Here is a 14,975-nt window from a genome sequence, read left to right as displayed (position 1 = left end):
ACGCACAGGGGAAAGACAGAAACCGCACTCAATTGTTCACGTTCATCTGTGACTTGAGTCACAAGAGCTGGGAATTGTTGACCCTGTGTACCGAGTGGGCTTCGCGCTGTGATTCAGTGGCGGAGAATGCGCAGACGATACGCCGAACAGCACCCTTGATTCTGCTGGCGAGGTCTCGGGGGGAGGGCGAGCATGGAGACCGACTCGGAGCCGTACGTCCGCCTGGCGTCCCTGCGGAAACTGCACCAGGTCATGGCGGACATGAACACCGCGCGAAGCCTGGCGGACACACTGCAGACCGTCGCCGACGGCGTGGTGCAGGGCCTCGGCTACGAGCTGGCCTGCGTCAACCTCGTGCGCGCCGACGGCGACCTCGTGGTCGCCGCCCTGGCCGGTAACGCCGCCGCCGAGTCGCTCATCACCGGCCGCGTCGGCTCCCGGGATTCCTGGGACCGCCGGCTGGCCATGGGTGAGCAGTGGGGCGGCCTGGTCTTCATACCCCACACCGAGGGCTGGGTCCTCGACGACGACGACGTCCCGACGTGGTACACGGACGGGCCCGCGCCGCGCTTCGAGGACGAGTGGCACCCCGCCGATCGGCTCTTCGCGCCGATGGACGTCCCCGGCGGATCCGGCGGCTCCTCCGGCGAACTGCTCGGCGTGATCTCCGTGGACCGCCCGCGCAACGGCCGCCGGCCCGGCGCCTGGGGCCGCGAGGCCCTCCAGATGTACGCCTTCCAGGCGGCCATCGCGATCAGCAACGCCCGGCTGCGCTCCAACATGCAGCGCGCCCTCATACGCCTGGAGCGCGAGCAGCAGGCCCTGCGTGCCAGCGAGGAGAGCTTCCGCCAGGCCTTCGAGTACGCCCCCTCCGGCATGGCCATCGCCGAGATGGGCGGCGACGAGCACGGCCGGATCCTGCGCACCAACGACGCCCTGTGCCGGCTGCTGGGCCGCCCCGCCTCCGCCATGCGCCGCTACTCCTTCTCCGACCTCGTCCACCCCGAGGACATAGGCACCCTGCTGCGCACCTCGGCGGAGGGCGGCCGGGCGGAGCTGCGACTGGGCCGCCGCGACGGCTCCTACGTCTGGGTGTCCCTGCGCAACTCCGTCGTCGCGGACGCCGCCGACGGGCCCCGCTTCCTGCTCACGCACGTCGAGGACATAGAGGAACGTAAGCGCCGCGAGCTCCAGCTCGCCCACCGCGCCTCCCACGACTCCCTGACCGGCCTGCCGAACTCCGCCGAGCTGCGTTCCCGCCTGTCCGCCCGGCTGTGCCGGCGGTCCCGGGCCGCGCACGCGGGCGACCCCGAGTCGCAGGACACCGCCCACGGCCACGCCGGCTACGACGTCGGCGACCACGGCTTCGACTTCCGGCCGGGCACCGAGGCCTACGACGCCTACGACCACCACGTGCACACCATCGCCCCCGAGGGCGACCACGACGACGGCACCAAGGGCCTCGCGGTCCTCTTCTGCGACCTCGACGGCTTCAAGTCGATCAACGACCGGTTCGGGCACAACGCGGGCGACGCGGTGCTCATCGAGGTGGCCCGGCGGCTGAGCAACGGCGTACGCGACGGCGACACGGTGGCCCGGCTCGGCGGCGACGAGTTCGTGATCCTCGCCGACGGCCTCGGCCGGGCCGACGCCCAGGACCTCGCCGTACGGCTGCGCAACGAGATCATCCAGCCGATCCGCGCCGAGGGCCGGGCCGTCCGGGTCGGGGCGAGCTTCGGCATCGGATGGGCCCACTGCGGAATGACGGCGGACGAAGTGCTGAAATCAGCCGACGAACGGATGTACGTCGAGAAACGATCTCGTCCCAAACAACATCGCCGTGCCGGATGAGCCGCAGGTCAGTCGACTCGTGCGGCGTGAGTCACCCGTTTGGGCCCCGTGGAGCGGGTAGGCTCGCCTTTCTCACGACGTACCGCCCGACCCCGCACCTGTTGAGGAGTACCAAGGGATGACGCCCGGCAACAGCGGCGCGAGCACGCCCGAGGACGACGACCCGTTCGGCTACCTGTACGCCGACGGGCAGGCCAACGGAGCCCAGCCGCCCTCGAGCGGTTACGGCTACCCGAACGCGGTCAACCGTGTCCGCACGGTCGGTCAGCGGCAGTACGGCCAGCAGTCCCCGACGGCGCCCTACGGGCAGGTCCCGCAGCAGCAGGGCACGTTCGGTCAGCCGAACGCCCACTACGCCGCCCCGGAGACCCTGCCCGGCGGCGCGCCCGCGGGCCGGAGGCAGTCCCAGGGCGGCGGCCGGGGCCCGAACACCAAGGGCCTGCTGATCGGCGCCATCGCGGTGGTCGCCGCGGTGGTCATCGGCATCGGCGTGGCGATGCTCGGCGACGACTCCGGCAAGAAGGACGACAACCAGGCGGGTGGCGCCGACCCCACGGTGACCCAGAGCGACGAGCCGACCCCGACCCGGAAGGCCGACGCGAAGGGCCCGGAGGAACTGCCGAAGATCGACGCCAAGGCGCTGCGCCTGGAAGGCGGCGCCGGGACGGCGACCGACTTCAAGGGCGCCGAGGCTGACGGCGGTGTGTACGTAACGGGCTTCAACCAGGTGGGAGCCAGGGTCACCTGGACCGTCGACGGTATCCAGAAGCCCGGCTCCTATCGGCTGAACGTCCGCTACGGCATCCCGGGAGTGGACGCCAACGCGACGCTTTCGGTGAACGGCAAGGCGAACACCGGCCCGCTGAGATTGAACAATTTCATCGGCGAGGCGCAGGCGCCCAAGGGGGACTGGGAGAAGGGGTGGCAGACCACCTGGGCTCCTGTGAACCTCAACCAGGGAACCAACGTCATCGAGATCGCCTGCAACGACGGCAACCAGTGCGATGCCGTCCTGGACCAGGTGTGGCTCAGCAAGGGATGAGACGCCGGTCGTCCTCGGGTGGAGCGGAGGGCGACCGCCGCTCTCCGGACGGCAGTGCGGTCACCGGCCACCGTCGGAGCTACGCCGCCGTCCGTTCCGCCGTTGCCCTGACACGCGTCAGCAGATCCTCGTAGCCGCGGCAGTCGAACTCGCCCGCCGCCGGGGACAGGACCGTCGCCGCCGACAGGGCGACCGCGCGGGTCAGGCGGTCCGGCCACGGGAGGTTTTCGACCAGCCCTGACAGCAGGCCGGCGACCGCGGAGTCGCCTGCGCCGGTCGGGTTGCCCTGGACGCGGGCGGGCGGGGCGGCCCGCCACAGGCCGTCGGGGGTGTGGGCGAGGAGGCCGTCGGCGCCCAGGGAGGCGACGACCGCGCGGGCGCCGCGGCGGCGGGCGTCATGGGTGGCGCGCAGCGGCTCGTGGGAACCGGTGAGCTCGGCCAGTTCGTCCGCGTTCGGCTTGACGATGTCGGGGCGGGCCGCCACCCCGCGCCGCAGGGCCTCGCCGCTGGTGTCCAGCAGGACGGGAACCCCGGCCGCCCGTGCCGTCCGTATCAGACCGGCGTACGCGCCCACCGGCAGCCCGGGCGGCAGGCTGCCGCACAGCGCCACCGCCGACACCGAGCCGAGCAGCTCCTCGTACACGTCCTGGAAGGCGGACCACTCGGCGGGGCCGACGACCGGGCCCGGCTCGTTGAGCTGGGTGGTATCGCCGGTGCGCGCGTCGACGACGGCTATGGTGCGCCGCGTCGCGCCCGCGACCGGGACCAGCGCGTCCACCACGCCCGGCGCCTCGGACGCGAGCCGGTCCCGCACCTGGCGCCCGGTGGCCCCGCCCGCGAAGCCGGTGACCGTCACCTCATGACCGAGGGCCGCGAGCACGCGGGCCACGTTGACACCCTTGCCGCCGGGCCGCTCGGTCACCTCGGACACCCGGTGGGTGGCGTGCGGCCGCAGGGACGGCACCCGATAGGTGATGTCGAGAGCGGTGTTCAGCGTGACCGTGAGGATCAACGGGCCGACCTCCCCCGAGTAAGCGCGTGTCCGCCGCGAAGTTCCGAAGACTCGATCATGCCAAAGACACGGCCCACCGCCCACCCCTCGGACCGGCCACCGCCTGCCGGACGGGTGGACGGATCAGCCCAGTTGGGGCTCAACCACCCAGGTGCCCCGCCGCATCACGCCCTTGAGGGTGAAGTCCTCGTCGAGCAGGACCAGGTCGGCGTCCTTGCCGGGTTCCAGGGAGCCCACCCGGTCGTCCATCCCGAGCAGCCGGGCCGGATTGGCGGACAGCGCGGCGACCACGTCCGTGACGGGGAGCCGGTCGACGGTCACCGCCCGGTGGAAGGCCCGGTCCAGGGTCAGGGTCGAGCCCGCGATCGAGCCGCCTTCCACCAGCCGTGCGACCCCGCCCTCGACCTCGACCTGGAGCGGGCCGAGGAGATAGCGGCCGTCGCCGATCCCGGCGGCGTCCATGGCGTCGGTGATGAAGGCGACCCGCTGTGCGCCCGCGTGGTGGAAGGCCAGCTCCAGGGCGGCGGGGTGCAGGTGCACTCCGTCGTTGATCAGCTCGACCGTGACCCGCTCGTCCTCCAGCAGGGCCGCGATCGGGCCGGGGGCGCGGTGGCCCAGCGGCGGCATCGCGTTGAACAGGTGGGTGGCGACGGTGGCTCCGGCGTCGATCGCCTCCACCGTCTGCTCGTACGTCGCGTCCGTGTGCCCGATCGCCGCGATCACGCCGTGCTCCGTGAGCAGCCGTACGGAGTCGATGCCGCCGGGCAGTTCGGTGGCCAGGGTCATCATCCTGGCCCGGCCGCGGGCGGCGTCGATCAGCTTGCGCACCTCGGCGGGGTCCGGGTCGCGCAGCAGCTCCTCGGAGTGCGCTCCCTTGCGGCACGGCGAGATGAACGGCCCCTCGAAGTGGACGCCCGCGATGTCGCCCTGCTCGGCGAGTTCCGACAGCAGGCCCGCCTGCTTGACGAGGAGGCCCATGTCGTCGGTGACGGTGGAGGCGACCAGGGTGGTGGTGCCGTGCTCCCGGTGGGTGCGGACGGCGGTCAGCACGTCGTCGGCCGTGCCGGAGAAGGAGGCGCCGCCTCCGCCGTGGTTGTGGAGGTCGACGAAGCCGGGGACCAGCCAGTGCCCGCGTACGTCGAGGGTCTCGGCGTCCTCCCGGGCGTTGTCGGCGATCCGCGTGCCGTCGACGATCACACGGCCGCCGTCCACGATCCCGGTGGGCAACACCACCCGGGCTCCGGTCAGAACCTTGCTGGGGGCCATCAGATGGCTACCTCCGGAAAACTCGTAGAAGTGTTGAGCAGGTCCCAGGCCAGGAGTCCCGCACCCAGGCAGCCGGCGGTGTCCCCCAGGGCGGCGGGGACGATCGACGGCAGCTTCTGGAAGGTGACGCGCCGCCGGACCGCCTCGCGCAGCGGCCCGAACAGCGTCTCGCCCGCCTCGGCGAGCCCGCCGCCGATGATCAGCGTGCGGGGATCCAGCAGGGTGAGCGCGGTGACCAGCCCGTCGGCGAGCGCGTCCACCGCCTCCTGCCAGACCGTCCGTGCCCTCGCGTCCCCGGCCTCCACGGCCTTGGCGCAGTCCGCCGCGTCCGCGTCCGGGTCCCCGCACGCCTCGGCCCATGCCTGGCTGACCGCCGACGCGGAGGCGAACCGCTCCAGGCAGCCGCGCTGCCCGCAGGGGCAGTCCAGGCCGCCGGGGCGTACGACGATGTGGCCGATCTCGCCCGCGAAGCCGTGCGCGCCCGTCTCCACCCGGCCGTCGATGCCGATGGCGCCCGCGATCCCGGTGCCCAGCGGCACGAAGAGGTATCGGTCCGCGCCCTTGCCCGCCCCGATCCGGCCCTCGGCCAGCCCGCCGGTGCGCACGTCGTGGCCCAGGGCCACGGGGGCGCCGAGCCGCTCGGCGAGCAGATCGCGCAGGGGTACGTCACGCCAGCCGAGGTTCGCCGAGTAGGCGGCGATGCCTCGCTCCTCGTCGACGATGCCGGGGACGGCGACGCCGGCCGCGGCCGCCTCCTGGCCCAGGTGCCGGACGCCGTGCGCGCGCAGCTCCGCGGCGAAGTCGAGGATGCCCTCGACGACGGCGTCCGGACCCCGCTCGCGGCCGGTCGCCCGGCGGGCCCGGTGCAGCAGGGAGCCGTCGGCGGCGACCAGGGCGGCCTTCATCCCGGTGCCGCCCACATCGAGGGCGATGACGTGTTTCACGTGGAACAGTGTGGACCGTCGACCGGGAGAGGTCTAGTCCACTTGCTTGGTGCAGACCAATTGTGTCCACTTGGTGACGCCGGGACGGCCGGAACGGCGCGGACGGGCCGGCGAGGGCCGATGTCGGTGGTGGGGGCTACGGTGCCTGGTATGCACGACGACGAGGAGCAGGGGCTCGGCCGCAGGGAGCGGGACATCCTCGCCCTGGAGCGCCGCGGCTTCACCGGCCCCGGCGCGAAGGAGCGCGCGATACGCGAGGAGCTCGGCCTGTCGCCGGTCCGGTACTACCAGCTCCTCAACGCCCTCCTCGACGACACCCGCGCCCTCGCCCACGACCCGGTCACGGTGAACCGCCTCCGCCGCGTCCGAGAAACCCGCCGCGCCGAACGCTGAGCCCACGCCGGGTGCCCGCGTCGCGGGGGTCCGCGCCGAGGGCGTTTTCGCGCCGGGCGTGAAGCTCGCGCCTCGGCGATGTGCCCGCGCCGGGCGGTGAACGCCCACCGCCACGAACGCGAGCGCCGCACGGCGCCGGCCATGCGGCGCAGCCTGCTCCCGAAGGCTGGGCTCGCGCCGGGCGGTGTGCCCACGCCCGGCGGTGTCCCTGAGCCGGGTCGTGAGGCCCGTGTCCGGCGGTGTGCCCGCGTCGGTTGGTGTGGTGCCGGGTGGTGGAGTCCGCGCCCGCGGTGTCCCTGAGCCGGGTCGTGAGGCCCGTGTCCGGCGGTGTGCCCGCGTCGGTTGGTGTGGTGCCGGGCGGTGGAGTCCGCGCCCGCGGTGTCCCTGAGCCGGGTCGTGAGGTCAGTGTCCGGCGATGTGCCCGCGTCGGATGGTGTGGTGCCGGGCGGTGGAGTCCGCGCCCGGTGGTGTGTTCGCGCTGGGTCGTGAGATCCGGGTCGGTGGAGGAGTGCGGCGGGTCGGGGAGGGATAGGTTCGCCCCATGGGTAGTCAGGACCGTCACTCCGCCGACTCGACCGCCTCCGTCTCCGATCTGCCGGCGCCCGTCACCCGGGCGGGACGGGACGGGCTCGCCGCGCTTCTCGCCCGGCCCGAGCGCGCGCTGATCGCACTCGACTTCGACGGGACGCTCGCACCGATCGTCCCCGACCCCGACCAGGCCCGCGCCCACCCGGACGCGGTGCCCGCGCTCTCCTCGCTCGCCCCGAAGGTGGCCGCCGTCGCGGTGGTCACCGGCCGCGCGCCCGGTGTCGCGGTGCGCCACGGCGGCTTCGCGGGCGTGCCCGGTCTGGAGCACCTGGTCGTCCTCGGCCACTACGGCGCCGAGCGCTGGGACGCCGCCACGGGCACGGTCACCGCCCCGCCCCCGCACCCCGGCGTCGCCGCCGTCCGCGCCGAACTGCCCGGCCTCCTCGACCGGACCGCCGGGCACGGCACCTGGACCGAGGACAAGGGCCGCTCGGTCGCCGTCCACACCCGCCGCGCGGACGACCCGCAGGCCGCGTTCGAGGCGCTGCGCGAGCCCCTCGCCGACCTGGCCGCCCGTCATGGGCTGATCGTCGAGCCCGGCCGCCTGGTCCTCGAACTGCGCCCCCCGGGCATGGACAAGGGCGTGGCGCTCCTGGACTGCGCCCGCGGCCTGGGCGCCACGTCGGTCCTGTACGCGGGCGACGACCTGGGCGACCTCCCGGCCTTCGCCGCCGTCGACGAACTCCGCGCGGACGGAGTCCCGGGCGTCCTGGTCTGCAGCGGAAGCACGGAGGTCACCGAGGTGTCGCAGCGGGCCGACCTGGTGGTGGACGGCCCCGCCGGGGTGGTGGCGCTGCTGAGGGACCTGGCGGACCGCCTCGCGTAGCCGTCCGTCCGCTCAGCCGCCGAGCTCCTGGAGCTGGTCCAGGAACCACTGGGCGGGCGGCAGCGCGGTCGCGGCGGCGGCCAGCCGTTTCGTCCGCTCCGCCCGTTCGGGACCCGGCATGCTCAGGGCCCGGTGCAGTGCCCCGGCCGTCCCCACCACGTCGTACGGGTTGACGACGACCGCGTCGTCGCCCAGTTCCGCGTACGCCCCCGCCTCCCGCGACAGCACCAGCGCGCACCCCGAGTCGGAGACGACCGGCACCTCCTTGGCGACCAGGTTCATCCCGTCCCGGATGGGGTTGACCAGCGCCACGTCGGCGATCCGGTACGCCGCGAGCGACCGCGCGAAGTCGTCCTCCACGTGCAGCAGCACGGGGGTCCAGCCGGGCGTCCCGTACCGCGCGTTGATCTCCTCGGCCACCCGCCGCACCTCCTGCGTGTACTCCCGGTACACCGCGAGGTCCTGCCGCGAGGGGTAGGCGAACGCCACGTGCACCACCCGCTCGCGCCACTCCGGGCGCTCCTCCAGCAGCTCCCGGTACGCGTGCAGCCCCCGCACGATGTTCTTGGACAGCTCGGTCCGGTCCACCCGTACGATCGTCCGGCGCGGGCCACCGTCCGGACCGGCGCCGATCTCCTCGCGCAGCGCCGCCATCCGCTCCTTGACGTCGGCCCGGTGCGACCGCTCCCGCAGGAACTCCGCGTCCGCGCCCAGCCCGTGCACCCCGATCCGGGTGCCCCCGAGCCCGCCGACGAGCGCGTCGCAGCACCCGGCGAACGCGTCGGCCCACCGCCGGGTGAGGAAGCCAAGCCGGTCCGCGCCCAGCATCCCGCGCAGCACCTGCTCGGCGATGTCGTCGGGGAGGATCCGGAAGTAGTCCGCGGGCGCCCAGGGCGTGTGCGAGAAGTGGCCGATGCGCACATCGGGCCGGAAGTCGCGCAGCATCCCCGGCACGAGCGTCAGGTGGTAGTCCTGCACCACCACGGCCGCCCCCTCGGCCGCCTCCTCCGCCAGCGCCTCGGCGAAGGCCAGGTTGTAGGCCTCGTAGGACTTCCACCGGCGCCGGAACTCGGCGTCGAAGACCGGCTCGAGCGGGGTCTGGTACAGCATGTGGTGGACGAACCACAGCACCGAGTTGGCGATGCCGTTGTAGGCGTCGGAGAACACCCGCGCGTCGATGTCGAGCATCCGCACCTGCTGCCCGCCGGCCGCCTCCGACGGCAGCCGGCGCCCGCCCTCGAAGCGGCCCGCCGCCTGCCGGTCGGCGTCGCTCAGCGCGGCGCACACCCACACCGCGCCCGCCTCCGGGCCGATCGCGGAGAGCCCGGACACCAGCCCTCCGCCTCCGCGCCGGGAGTGGAGCGAGCCGTCCTCGCGCACCTGATACGAAACCGGGCCGCGATTGGACGCGACCAGCACCTCGGCACCGTGCGTAGAAGCCATAAGGCTCAACCTAGCCCGGCCCCGAAACGCTCAAACGTACGGTTCCGCTTCGTAGCCGCCGGAAAGCGGGCGAGGCCGGTGTTTCACGCCACCTGCCGGGCCGCGTACTCCGCGACCTCGGCCATCGGCGGACGCTCCTCGGTGTCCACGGGGTGCGTCCGCGGCTCGAAGCCGCTCTCGCCGCGCTCGAACTGGGTGAGCCGGGGGCGCACGAGATGGCCGCGGGCCAGGCGGAGCTGGGCGGTGCGGTAGATCGCGGCGGCCATCCGGCCGAGCGCCTGCCCGTCCTGGTGCCGGTGCCTGCGTACCCCGACGTCGACCTGCGCGAGCGCGTCCAGGCCCACCAGGTGCAGCGCGTCGACCAGCATGCCCAGTTCGACGCCGTAGCCGACCGGGAAGGGAAGCTGTTCGAGGAGTGAGCGGCGGGCCGCGTACTCGCCGCCGAGCGGCTGCACGAAGCCGGCCAGCTGCGGCCAGTGCATGTTGAGCAGCGGGCGCGCCATCAGCTCGGTGACCCGCCCGCCCTGCCCGGCGGCGGCCGGGTCGGAGGCGGCCGAGCCGGGCACGGTGAAGGGGCGGTCGTACATCGCCTTGACCAGGTCGATGTCGCGTTCGGTGAGCAGCGGGCCCACGATGCCGGTGACGAAGTCGGAGGAGAACTCCCGCAGATCGGCGTCCACGAAGCAGACGACGTCCCCGCGGGTGACGAGCAGGGAGCGCCACAGCACCTCGCCCTTGCCCGGCACCGCCGGCAGGCGCGGCAGGATCTCGTCGCGGCGCACCACCCGGGCGCCCGCGGCGGCGGCCACCTCGAAGGTGCGGTCGGTGGAGCCGGAGTCGACGACGACGATCTCGTCGACGAGCGGCGCCCGCTCCACGAGGTCGCGGCGGATCACCGTGACGATGTCGCCGACCGTCGCCTCCTCGTTCAGCGCGGGCAGCACCACGGAGACGGACTGACCGGTGCGCTGCTTGGCCGCCAGGATCTGGTGGAGCGGCCGGTCGGCCACGGACCAGGAGCGGGTGGCCAGCCAGCGCTCGACTTCTTCCAGCACGGTCAGCGGCTCCTCACTGTCGTCCCGCGACTGTCGTCTCGCGGTGTCGTCTCGCGGTTCGGACGACTGTCTCGGCCGTCCTGGCCTTCCGTTACAGTCTTGAACAACGCGGACGACCATCCCATGCCGGGGGTCACCTCCGCGCCACAACCGAATACAGCTCATCCAGAGGGGCAGAGGGACACGGCCCGATGAAGCCCCGGCAACCCTCCAGCCGGTTCTCGTATCGACTGCTGTGCGCGCACAGCCGATCGTCTTCGCGAGGCTCCCGGCTAGGGAAGGTGCCAAATCCGTCTCACGGCGAGATGCGTCGTGAGGAAGATGAGGAGAAAGGGCCTCGCCTCACATGGCTGTGCAGACCGTTGCAAGCAGCACCGATTCCACCGTGAACCTCGGCCCCGCCGCGGCGCTGAGCTGTCGCGAGTGCGGTCACCGCGTCCCCCTCGGCCCGGTCTTCGCCTGCGAGGAGTGTTTCGGCCCGCTGGAGATCGCCTACGACTTCTCGGCCTACGACACCGAGGAGCTGCGCAAGCGGATCGAAGCGGGCCCCGCGAACATCTGGCGCTACGCCCCGCTGCTGCCCGTCCCCGCGGACGTCGCCGGCAAGCCGAACCTGAACCCGGGCTGGACCAAGCTCGTCCAGGCCGACCGCCTCGCCCGTGAACTGGGCGTGACCGGCGGCCTCTACGTGAAGGACGACTCCGGCAACCCGACGCACTCCTTCAAGGACCGCGTCGTCGCCCAGGCGCTGGAGGCGGCCCGCGCCTTCGGCTTCACCACGCTCTCCTGCTCCTCGACCGGCAACCTGGCCGGCGCCGTCGGCGCCGCGGCCGCCCGCGCCGGACTGCGCTCCTGCGTGTTCATCCCGCACGACCTGGAGCAGGGCAAGGTCGTGATGGCCGCGATCTACGGCGGCGAACTCGTCGGCATCGAGGGCAACTACGACGACGTGAACCGCTTCTGCTCCGAGCTGATCGGCGATCCGGCCGGCGAGGGCTGGGGCTTCGTCAACGTCAACCTGCGGCCGTACTACGCCGAGGGCTCCAAGACCCTGGCGTACGAGATCTGCGAGCAGCTCGGCTGGCGGCTGCCGGACCAGATCGTCGTCCCGATCGCCTCGGGCTCCCAGCTCACCAAGGTCGACAAGGGCCTGCGGGAGCTGATCGAGCTGGGACTGGTCGAGGACAGGCCGTACAAGGTCTTCGGCGCCCAGGCCGAGGGCTGCTCGCCGGTGTCCACCGCCTTCAAGGCGGGCCACGACGTCGTGCGGCCGCAGAAGCCGGACACCATCGCCAAGTCCCTGGCCATCGGCAACCCGGCCGACGGCCCGTACGTCCTGGACATCGCGCGCCGCACCGGCGGCGCGGTGGAGGACGTGACCGACGAGCAGGTCGTCGACGCGATCAAGCTGCTGGCGCGGACCGAGGGCATCTTCGCCGAGACCGCGGGCGGTGTGACGGTCGGCGTGACGAAGAAGCTGGTCGAGAACGGCGTCCTCGACCCGACCAAGACCACCGTCGTCCTCAACACCGGCGACGGGCTGAAGACGCTGGACGCGGTGGCCGGCACCGGCCTGACCGCGACGATCCGTCCGACCCTGGACTCCTTCCGAGAGGCTGGCCTGGCATGAGCGTGAACGTCCGCATCCCCACCATCCTGCGCACCTACACCGGCGGGCGGGCCGAGGTGAGCGCCGAGGGCGCGACCCTGTCCGAGGTCATCTCGGACCTGGAGAAGAACCACACGGGCATCGCCGCCCGGGTCCTGGACGACCAGGGCAAGCTGCGCCGCTTCGTCAACGTGTACGTCAACGACGACGACGTCCGGTTCGAGCAGGGCCTCCAGACGGCCACCCCGGACGGCGCGGGCGTCTCGATCATCCCGGCGGTCGCCGGCGGCTGACCATTACCTTCGGTAATTCCGGTCACGCAGAGTTCACCCGAGTTGCCCCTTCCGCGAGAGAAGCGGAGGGGGCAATTCTGTGTGATTGAACGGGGTAGAGTTGGGGAACGCGCCCCCGGACTCGGATTCCGGGGCCATGGATTTCTGCCGCGGGCCCGGCAAGAAGTAGCCAAAGTCTGCGGACCTTTTGCGGCATTTGCCTTGCTTATGGGGCCCGAAATGCCCTGAATTCGCGTGAACTCTTCCTATATTCCGGACCGCGTACGTCCAGATTTCTCGTCCGATTGACCTGTTGCAGACGGCAGTTGGACAGATACATTCAGCCGCGGTCGACGCGTTCCGGCGCACGCCCCCGATCCACGGGGGGTGAGGTCTGACCCGGGTCCGCGAAGTGTGGATCTGTGCAAGGGCCAGTAATAGGGGAGTTAGGCATGGCTCAGGGCACCGTCAAGTGGTTCAACGCGGAGAAGGGGTACGGCTTCATCGCGGTCGACGGTGGTGCGGACGTCTTCGTCCACTACAGCGCGATCCAGATGGACGGCTACCGCACGCTGGAAGAGGGCCAGCGGGTCGAGTTCGAGATCTCGCAGGGCCAGAAGGGTCCGCAGGCCGACATGGTCCGCGTCACGGCCTGAATCGCGCGACCACCGCAAGCGACGTTCTTCTTCGGAAGGGCCCGCACCTCCGCTGCCGGGGTGCGGGCCCTTCGCTGTGCCCGCGCCCCCTTCCCCCCTCCGTCCGCCGGCCCGCACATCCGCCTCCGCGCCCGCCCGACTGCCCGCCGACCCCCCGAAGGCGCTTGCACTCGGAGGGGTCGAGTGCTAATCATTGGCGTTAGCACTCTGAAGGTGAGAGTGACAACGAAGGACCGGGTCGGTGAGGCCGCGGGCCAGGTGGGGCAAGGAACCACCGTGGACCGGAGGCCGTCCGTCGCGGGCGCGGGCGCGGTCCGAAGGAATCACCCCCAGTCCTGGAGGGACCACTTCACATGGCCAAGATCATCGCGTTCGACGAGGAGGCGCGGCGAGGCCTCGAGCGCGGCATGAACCAGCTCGCGGACGCCGTCAAGGTGACCCTCGGCCCCAAGGGCCGCAACGTCGTCCTCGAGAAGAAGTGGGGCGCCCCCACGATCACCAACGACGGTGTCTCCATCGCCAAGGAGATCGAGCTCGAGGACCCGTACGAGAAGATCGGCGCCGAGCTGGTCAAGGAAGTCGCCAAGAAGACGGACGACGTCGCCGGTGACGGTACGACCACCGCGACCGTGCTCGCCCAGGCCCTGGTCAAGGAAGGCCTGCGCAACGTCGCCGCCGGCGCCAACCCGATGGCCCTGAAGCGCGGTATCGAGCGTGCCGTCGAGGCCGTCTCCGCCGCCCTGCTCGACCAGGCCAAGGAGGTCGAGACCAAGGAGCAGATCGCCTCCACCGCCTCCATCTCCGCCGCCGACACCCAGATCGGCGAGCTCATCGCCGAGGCCATGGACAAGGTCGGCAAGGAAGGCGTCATCACCGTCGAGGAGTCGCAGACCTTCGGTCTCGAGCTCGAGCTCACCGAGGGCATGCGCTTCGACAAGGGCTACATCTCCGCCTACTTCGCGACCGACATGGAGCGCATGGAGGCGTCGCTCGAGGACCCGTACATCCTCATCGCCAACTCCAAGATCTCCTCGGTCAAGGACCTGCTCCCGCTCCTGGAGAAGGTCATGCAGTCGGGCAAGCCGCTGCTGATCATCGCCGAGGACGTCGAGGGCGAGGCCCTGTCGACCCTGGTCGTCAACAAGATCCGCGGCACCTTCAAGTCCGTCGCCGTCAAGGCCCCGGGCTTCGGCGACCGCCGCAAGGCCATGCTCGGCGACATCGCCATCCTCACGGGCGGCGAGGTCATCTCCGAGGAGGTCGGCCTCAAGCTGGAGAACGCGACCCTGGACCTCCTGGGCCGCGCCCGCAAGGTCGTCATCACCAAGGACGAGACCACCATCGTCGACGGCGCCGGCTCCACCGACCAGGTCGCGGGCCGCGTGAACCAGATCCGCGCCGAGATCGAGAACAGCGACTCCGACTACGACCGCGAGAAGCTCCAGGAGCGCCTGGCGAAGCTCGCCGGCGGTGTCGCGGTCATCAAGGCCGGTGCCGCCACCGAGGTGGAGCTCAAGGAGCGTAAGCACCGCATCGAGGACGCCGTGCGCAACGCCAAGGCGGCCGTCGAGGAGGGCATCGTCGCCGGTGGTGGCGTGGCCCTGCTCCAGACCACCAGCGTCTTCGAGAAGCTGGAACTCGAGGGTGACGAGGCGACCGGCGCGCAGGCCGTGAAGCTCGCCCTGGAGGCCCCGCTCAAGCAGATCGCCGTCAACGCCGGCCTCGAGGGCGGCGTCGTGGTGGAGAAGGTCCGCAACCTCACCCCGGGCCACGGCCTGAACGCCGCGACCGGTGAGTACGTCGACCTGGTCGCCGAGGGCATCATCGACCCGGCGAAGGTGACCCGTTCCGCGCTGCAGAACGCCGCCTCCATCGCCGCGCTGTTCCTCACCACCGAGGCCGTCATCGCCGACAAGCCGGAGAAGGCCGCCGCGCCGGCCGGCGGCGGCATGCCGGGCGGTGACATGGACTTCTGATCCCCTCGAGGATCGGATCCGTCCGTCACGTACCGAGGGCGG

At 71.9% G+C, this 14,975-nt stretch carries 13 protein-coding genes and 1 riboswitch; of the genes, 8 read left to right on the top strand and 5 right to left on the bottom strand.

The window, feature by feature from the left end; genetic code table 11:
- Positions 1 to 192 precede the first annotated feature (192 nt).
- Positions 193 to 1,851 carry a diguanylate cyclase CdgB gene (gene cdgB, locus ACF09J_RS14865; protein WP_392305805.1) on the top strand — a complete coding sequence of 553 codons (1,659 nt, stop codon included), beginning with the start codon at positions 193 to 195 and terminating at the stop codon, positions 1,849 to 1,851.
- A gap of 118 nt (positions 1,852 to 1,969) precedes the next feature.
- A complete protein-coding gene (locus ACF09J_RS14860) occupies positions 1,970 to 2,893 on the top strand; it encodes a carbohydrate-binding protein (RefSeq protein WP_392305804.1) in 924 nt (307 codons plus the stop codon).
- Positions 2,894 to 2,972: 79 nt separating this feature from the next.
- Here ACF09J_RS14860 and ACF09J_RS14855 read toward each other — a convergent pair whose 3' ends face one another.
- From ACF09J_RS14855 to ACF09J_RS14845, 3 genes are all read right to left on the bottom strand, one after another.
- Positions 2,973 to 3,905 (bottom strand): 1-phosphofructokinase family hexose kinase, encoded by a 933-nt coding sequence (locus ACF09J_RS14855; protein ID WP_392305803.1) that lies wholly within the window; start codon positions 3,903 to 3,905, stop codon positions 2,973 to 2,975.
- A 123-nt stretch (positions 3,906 to 4,028) separates the two neighbouring features.
- Positions 4,029 to 5,171 (bottom strand): N-acetylglucosamine-6-phosphate deacetylase, encoded by a 1,143-nt coding sequence (gene nagA, locus ACF09J_RS14850; protein WP_392305802.1) that lies wholly within the window; start codon positions 5,169 to 5,171, stop codon positions 4,029 to 4,031.
- A complete protein-coding gene (locus ACF09J_RS14845) occupies positions 5,171 to 6,115 on the bottom strand; it encodes an ROK family protein (protein ID WP_392305801.1) in 945 nt (314 codons plus the stop codon). Before ACF09J_RS14845 ends, nagA begins: the two co-directional genes overlap by 1 nt.
- A gap of 150 nt (positions 6,116 to 6,265) precedes the next feature.
- Between ACF09J_RS14845 and ACF09J_RS14840 the strand changes: the two genes are divergently transcribed.
- Both ACF09J_RS14840 and otsB read left to right on the top strand, forming a co-directional pair.
- Complete coding sequence (locus tag ACF09J_RS14840) at positions 6,266 to 6,508, top strand: DUF3263 domain-containing protein (protein ID WP_392305800.1); 243 nt, start codon at positions 6,266 to 6,268, stop codon at positions 6,506 to 6,508.
- Positions 6,509 to 7,049: 541 nt separating this feature from the next.
- Positions 7,050 to 7,922, top strand: coding sequence for a trehalose-phosphatase (otsB, locus tag ACF09J_RS14835; protein ID WP_392305799.1), 873 nt, complete (start codon positions 7,050 to 7,052; stop codon positions 7,920 to 7,922).
- Between the two features lie 12 nt (positions 7,923 to 7,934).
- On the opposite strand, the gene ACF09J_RS14830 is transcribed toward otsB, so the two are convergent.
- Together ACF09J_RS14830 and ACF09J_RS14825 are read right to left on the bottom strand one after the other, a co-directional pair.
- On the bottom strand, positions 7,935 to 9,365 hold the full coding sequence (locus ACF09J_RS14830; RefSeq protein ID WP_392305798.1) for a trehalose-6-phosphate synthase: 1,431 nt from the start codon (positions 9,363 to 9,365) through the stop codon (positions 7,935 to 7,937).
- A gap of 83 nt (positions 9,366 to 9,448) precedes the next feature.
- Complete coding sequence (locus ACF09J_RS14825) at positions 9,449 to 10,420, bottom strand: glucosyl-3-phosphoglycerate synthase (RefSeq protein ID WP_392305797.1); 972 nt, start codon at positions 10,418 to 10,420, stop codon at positions 9,449 to 9,451.
- Between the two features lie 158 nt (positions 10,421 to 10,578).
- A riboswitch (SAM riboswitch) is annotated at positions 10,579 to 10,748 on the top strand.
- A gap of 18 nt (positions 10,749 to 10,766) precedes the next feature.
- Between ACF09J_RS14825 and thrC the strand changes: the two genes are divergently transcribed.
- The 4 genes from thrC to groL all read left to right on the top strand — a co-directional run bounded on the left by thrC (position 10,767) and on the right by groL (position 14,933).
- Complete coding sequence (gene thrC, locus ACF09J_RS14820) at positions 10,767 to 12,050, top strand: threonine synthase (RefSeq protein ID WP_392305796.1); 1,284 nt, start codon at positions 10,767 to 10,769, stop codon at positions 12,048 to 12,050.
- On the top strand, positions 12,047 to 12,322 hold the full coding sequence (locus ACF09J_RS14815) for a MoaD/ThiS family protein (protein WP_392305795.1): 276 nt from the start codon (positions 12,047 to 12,049) through the stop codon (positions 12,320 to 12,322). Before thrC ends, ACF09J_RS14815 begins: the two co-directional genes overlap by 4 nt.
- 431 nt (positions 12,323 to 12,753) lie before the next feature.
- A complete protein-coding gene (locus ACF09J_RS14810; protein WP_004986573.1) occupies positions 12,754 to 12,957 on the top strand; it encodes a cold-shock protein in 204 nt (67 codons plus the stop codon).
- Between the two features lie 353 nt (positions 12,958 to 13,310).
- A complete protein-coding gene (gene groL, locus ACF09J_RS14805; protein WP_392305794.1) occupies positions 13,311 to 14,933 on the top strand; it encodes a chaperonin GroEL in 1,623 nt (540 codons plus the stop codon).
- Positions 14,934 to 14,975: the final 42 nt, after the last annotated feature.

It is taken from the genome of Streptomyces sp. NPDC014889 (assembly GCF_043081205.1).
Taxonomy (GTDB): Bacteria; Actinomycetota; Actinomycetes; order Streptomycetales; family Streptomycetaceae; genus Streptomyces.
This window is presented reverse-complemented; position numbering and strand designations above follow the sequence as displayed.

Coding starts and splice junctions, on each gene's coding strand:
- nagA (WP_392305802.1), bottom strand. CDS start 5,171: ATGGCCCCCAGCAAGGTTCTGACCGGAGCCCGGGTGGTGTTGCCCACC.
- ACF09J_RS14830 (WP_392305798.1), bottom strand. CDS start 9,365: ATGGCTTCTACGCACGGTGCCGAGGTGCTGGTCGCGTCCAATCGCGGC.
- ACF09J_RS14840 (WP_392305800.1), top strand. CDS start 6,266: ATGCACGACGACGAGGAGCAGGGGCTCGGCCGCAGGGAGCGGGACATC.
- ACF09J_RS14815 (WP_392305795.1), top strand. CDS start 12,047: ATGAGCGTGAACGTCCGCATCCCCACCATCCTGCGCACCTACACCGGC.
- otsB (WP_392305799.1), top strand. CDS start 7,050: ATGGGTAGTCAGGACCGTCACTCCGCCGACTCGACCGCCTCCGTCTCC.
- groL (WP_392305794.1), top strand. CDS start 13,311: ATGGCCAAGATCATCGCGTTCGACGAGGAGGCGCGGCGAGGCCTCGAG.
- ACF09J_RS14860 (WP_392305804.1), top strand. CDS start 1,970: ATGACGCCCGGCAACAGCGGCGCGAGCACGCCCGAGGACGACGACCCG.
- cdgB (WP_392305805.1), top strand. CDS start 193: ATGGAGACCGACTCGGAGCCGTACGTCCGCCTGGCGTCCCTGCGGAAA.
- thrC (WP_392305796.1), top strand. CDS start 10,767: ATGGCTGTGCAGACCGTTGCAAGCAGCACCGATTCCACCGTGAACCTC.
- ACF09J_RS14810 (WP_004986573.1), top strand. CDS start 12,754: ATGGCTCAGGGCACCGTCAAGTGGTTCAACGCGGAGAAGGGGTACGGC.